The sequence below is a fragment of the Halomonas sp. genome, assembly GCF_014859505.1.
Classification (GTDB): Bacteria; Pseudomonadota; Gammaproteobacteria; order Pseudomonadales; family Halomonadaceae; genus Halomonas.
This window is the reverse complement of sequence record NZ_JACUUD010000170.1, coordinates 1-4858: the sequence shown is the minus strand read 5'-3', so window position 1 is coordinate 4858 and position 4858 is coordinate 1. Positions and strand designations below refer to the sequence as shown.

The following is a 4858-nucleotide window of genomic DNA, read 5'->3' as shown; positions in this document are numbered from 1 at the left end:
CGATCCAGCTCGGCGACCCGGCGGCGCATCTCGTCTTCGCTGCCACTATTGTCCAGCACATCGTCGGCGCGGGCCAGGCGTTCGGTGCGGGGCATCTGGGCGGCGACGATGGCGCGGGCCTGGGCCTCGTCGACGTCGTCGCGGGCGGCGGTGCGTTCGATCTGCAGCGACTCGGGGACGTCGATCACCAGGCAGCGGTCGGCCATCTCGCTCTGGCCAGATTCGAACATAAGCGGCGAGACCAGCAGCACGTAGGGGGCGCCTGAGGCCTCGAGGCGCGCCAGGTGCTCGATCAGCCGAGCGCGGATGCGCGGATGGGTGACGGACTCCAGCCAGCGGCGCTCGGCCGGGTCGGCGAAGACGATCTCCCTGAGCGCCCGGCGGTTCAGGGTGCCGTCGTCGTTGAGCACCCCGGGCTCTTGTTCACGAGCATAGCGCTCGGCGATCTCCGCAAGGGCGGGCTCGCCGGGCTCGACCACCTCGCGGGCCACGTCGTCGGCGTCCACCCAGGGCACGCCCAGGGCTTCGAATGCCCGGGCCACGGTGGACTTGCCCGAGGCGATGCCGCCGGTCACGCCTATGATCATCTCGTCACTCTCTGCTTGGTGTCGTCAGCCGATGCTGTGGGTCCATACAGTCTATGGAGTTTGGCAATGAAGAGCGAGTGAGTGTCGATCCTACGACTTTGGTCGCAAGTTGGCGGTTAATTTATGCGGGGTCATGGACTTGCCATGGGTAAGGTAAGACCATTAGACCGCGAGGTGCCCTTAGAGGCATCAGCTGTCTCATTTGATCCCATCAGGTTTCCCAACCTTTGCAACTAGGAGAGTCGCATGAGTGCCATCGTTGTTCTGGTCCTGGGTCTTGCTGCGATGGCTGCGGGGTACTTTTTGTACTCGAAGTTCATTGCCGAGAAGATCTACCGACTGGATCCCGACTTCAAGACGCCCGCCCACGAGTACGAGGATGGCGTCGACTTCGTGCCCACCAACCGCTTCGTGCTGTGGGGCCACCACTTCACCTCGGTGGCCGGGGCCGCACCCATCGTGGGGCCCGCCATCGCCGTGATCTGGGGCTGGCTGCCGGCCTTCCTGTGGGTGGTGTTCGGCACCATCTTCTTCGCCGGTATTCATGACTTCGGTGCCATCTGGGCCAGCGTGCGCAACAAGGCCAAGTCCGTCGGCGCCCTGACCGGCGACGTGGTGGGCAAGCGCGCCCGCAGCATCTTCATGATCGTCATCTTCCTGGTGCTGCTGATGGTCAACGCGGTGTTCGCCGTGGTGATCGCGCGCCTGATGATGAACTTCTCCAGCGCCGTGGTACCGGTGTGGGGCGCGATCCTGGTGGCGCTGGTCATCGGCCAGCTGATCTACCGCCGCGTGCTGAGCCTGCCGATGGTCTCCATCCTCGGCGTGATTGCGCTTTATGCGCTGATCGGCATCGGGCCCTCGGTGCCGATCCAGATGCCCGCCGAGGTGGCTGGCTTCTCCGGCAACGCGGTGTGGATCCTGATCCTGTTTGCCTATGCCGCCATCGCCTCACTGCTGCCGGTCTGGGTGCTGCTCCAGCCCCGCGACTACATCAATGGCCTGCAGCTCTTCATCGGCCTGATCATCCTCTACGGCGCCATCGTGCTGATGAACCCGACCCTGGTGGCCCCGGCGTTCAATACCAACGTGCCGGCCGGCACGCCGTCGCTGTTGCCGCTGCTGTTCGTGACCATCGCCTGCGGCGCCATCTCCGGTTTCCACGGCCTGGTCTCCTCCGGCACTACCTCCAAGCAGCTCGACAAGGAGACCGACGCCCGCTTCGTCGGCTACTTCGGGGCCGTGGGTGAGGGCATGCTGGCGCTGGCCGCGATCCTGGCCGCCACCGCCGGTTTCGCCACCTTCGGCGACTGGGAGGCGATGTACAGCGCCTTCGGCCAGGGCGGCGTGAATGCCTTCGTCGAGGGCGGCGCCTTCATCATCCATAACGGCATCGGCCTGCCGGAAGCCACCGCGGCGACCCTGCTCACCGTGATGGCGGCGCTGTTCGCCGGCACTACCATGGATACCGGCCTGCGCCTGCAGCGCTACATCTTCCAGGAGTGGGGCGAGATCTATAACCAGCCGTGGATGAAGAAGCCGGCCATCGCCACCTTCCTGGCGGTGGGCAGCTGCCTGCTGCTGGCCTTCGGCGCCGGCGGTGCCGACGGCTCCGGTGGTCTGATCATCTGGCCGCTGTTCGGCACCACCAACCAGTTGCTGGCGGGCCTGACCCTGCTGGTGATCACCGTGATGCTGGTGCGCCTGCGTCGCCCGATGTGGTACACCTTGGCGCCGCTCTGCTTCCTGCTGGTGATGACCATCGCGGCGCTGCTGATCCAGCTGCGCACCTTCTATCAGCAGGGCAACATGTTCCTGCTGGTGCTTGATATCGTGGTGCTGGTGGCGGCGATCATGGTGGCCATGGAGTGCGCCTCGGCGCTCAAGCGCTCTCGGTCGGAGATGGCCGCCGAGCAGAAGTGATGAAGGAGTGACCCATGAACGATGATCATGACCGCGGCCATGATCCTCGTCTCGAGCGGATTCGGGCCTGGCTTAGCCAGGCCCGTTTCTTCGCGGAGGAGGTCTACTCCTCCCGCTACCGGGGCGCCATCGCCCGCGCCCGCCGAGACGAGGATGACCTCTTCATGCTGCTGGTGTTCTCCGAGATGATGGGAGTGCCCAACCCGGCGGCCTACTACACCCTGGAGCTGCAGCCGCTGCTGCTGGCGCGTTTCCACGACTGGCATCGGCGCATGGGCATGGAGCGCTCGCCGCTGGACCATTTCAAGTGCTGCTGAGGCTCTCATGAAGGAACTGCTGAACAAACGCCTGCTGTGGGTGGGCGGCAAGGGCGGGGTCGGCAAGACCACCGTGGCCGCGGCCCTGGCGGTGCTGGCGGCGCGGCGCGGCAGGAAGGTACTGGTGGTCTCCACCGACCCGGCCCACAGCCTCGGTGACGTCTTCGATCGCGAGCTTGGCGACACCCCGCGCCGGCTGCTGCCCAACCTTGACGCCATGGAGATCGACCCGGACGTCGAGGTGGAGGCCCACCTGGCGCGAGTCACCGAGCAGATGCGCCGCTATGCGGCCCCCGAGATGATGAAGGAGCTGGAGCGCCAGATGCGCCTGACCCGGCAGTCGCCGGGCACCCAGGAGGCGGCGCTGCTGGAGCGGCTCTCGCGGCTGATCACCGATGACGAGGCCGACTGGGACCTGATCATCTTCGATACCGCGCCCACCGGCCACACCCTGCGCCTGCTGACCCTGCCCGAGGCGATGGCCGCCTGGACCGACGGCCTGCTGGCCCACAACCGCAAGTCGGAGGAACTGGGCAAGGTGCTCTCTCACCTGACCCCCAAGCGCGGCCGCGACGTGGCCACCCCCTTCGACGATCCTAAGGAGGACCCGCTCGCCGATCTGGACGAGAAGACCCGCGACGTGGCGAAGACGCTGATCGAGCGCCGGCGGCTCTTCCACCGGGCAAGGCGGCGCATCGAGAACGCGGAGGAGACCGGCTTCCTGTTCGTGCTGACCCCGGAGCGGCTGCCGATCCTCGAGACCGCCCGTGCCGTGGCGACCCTCGAGGAGGCGCACGTGCCGGTGGCCGGGGTCGTGGTCAACCGGGTGATCCCCGAGGAGGCCGACGGGGAGTTCCTGCGCGCCCGCCGCGAGCAGGAGGCGACCTACCTGACCCGCATCGACGAGGAACTGGGCCACCTGCCGCGTCCGCGGCTGCCCTGGCTGCCCACCGATGTCCAGGGCCTCGAGATCCTGGACCAGCTCGCCGACCTGCTCACGGACAGGGGCTTCTGATGCGAGCGCTGCTGCTGTCAGCCTACACGGCGGTCAGCCATCGGCATTGGGCGCACGGTCTGGTCAGGCATCTCGACGATGTGGAATGGACGCTGCTCGAACTCCCGCCCCGGCATTTTCGCTGGCGGATTCGTGGCAATCCCCTGAGCTGGATGCTCAAGGAGCATGAGGCGCTGTCGAGGGACTACGATGTGGTGCTTGCCACCTCGATGGTGGACCTGGCGACCCTGGTGGGGCTCTACCCTCGACTTGGCGCTGCCAGGCGCATCGTCTATTTCCACGAGAACCAGTTCGCCTATCCGGAATCCAGCGGGCAGCGTCCCCAGGGGGAGGCGCGCATGGTCAACCTCTACAGCGCCCTGGCGGCCAACCAGGTCGTCTTCAATACCCGTTACAACCGCGACAGCTTCGTGGATGGCGCGCGCGCCTTCCTCAAGCGCATGCCCGAAAACCTGCCAGCGGCGGCGACCCTGGAGCGATTGCGGGAACGCGCGGTGGTCCTGCCGGTGCCCATCGACGCCGACACGGCGCATGGCGAGACGCAGAGCGATGGCCGGCTCATCATCTGGAACCATCGCTGGGAGTATGACAAGAATCCCGAGGAGTTCTTCGCGGCACTCCTGGCGCTGGATGACCGCGGCATCGATTTCGAACTGGCGGTGATGGGACAGCGCTTTCGCCAGCATCCACCGATATTCGATGCGGCGCGGGAGCGCCTGGCCGAACGGCTGGTCGCCTGGGGCCCGCAGCCCGGGGAGAGATATCGTGCCCTGCTGGGGGAGGGGGCGATCGTCGTCTCCACCACCTGGCACGAGTTCCAGGGGCTGGCGGTGATGGAAGCCGCCCAGCGCGGCTGCCTGCCCCTGGTCCCCGATCGGCTCTGCTTCCCCGAACTTTATGCCGAGGCCTATCGCTACGACGGCACTCGCCAGGGGCTGGCGGTGATGGAAGCCGCCCAGCACGGCTGCCTGCCCCTGGTCCCCGATCGGCTCTGCTTCCCCGAACTTTATGCCGAG

At 66.6% G+C, this 4858-nt stretch carries 5 protein-coding genes; 4 read left to right on the top strand and 1 reads right to left on the bottom strand.

The genetic code is table 11. The features are described 5' to 3' along the window. A partial coding sequence (coaE, locus tag IBX53_RS14610) for a dephospho-CoA kinase (protein ID WP_290910655.1) occupies nt 1–587 on the bottom strand: 587 nt, incomplete at its 3' end. Between the two features lie 246 nt (nt 588–833). Between coaE and IBX53_RS14605 the strand changes: the two genes are divergently transcribed. The 4 genes from IBX53_RS14605 to IBX53_RS14590 all read left to right on the top strand — a co-directional run. After that, nucleotides 834–2510 carry a carbon starvation protein A gene (locus IBX53_RS14605; RefSeq protein WP_290910652.1) on the top strand — a complete coding sequence of 559 codons (1677 nt, stop codon included), beginning with the start codon at nt 834–836 and terminating at the stop codon, nt 2508–2510. A 14-nt stretch (nt 2511–2524) separates the two neighbouring features. Next, entirely contained in the window at nt 2525–2827 is a 303-nt protein-coding gene (locus tag IBX53_RS14600; RefSeq protein ID WP_290910649.1) for a cory-CC-star protein, read from the top strand. A 7-nt stretch (nt 2828–2834) separates the two neighbouring features. Next, complete coding sequence (locus IBX53_RS14595) at nt 2835–3842, top strand: ArsA family ATPase (RefSeq protein ID WP_290910646.1); 1008 nt, start codon at nt 2835–2837, stop codon at nt 3840–3842. Further along, on the top strand, nt 3842–4858 hold a 1017-nt coding region (locus IBX53_RS14590; RefSeq protein WP_290910643.1), incomplete at its 3' end, for a DUF3524 domain-containing protein. The genes IBX53_RS14595 and IBX53_RS14590, both read left to right, overlap by 1 nt.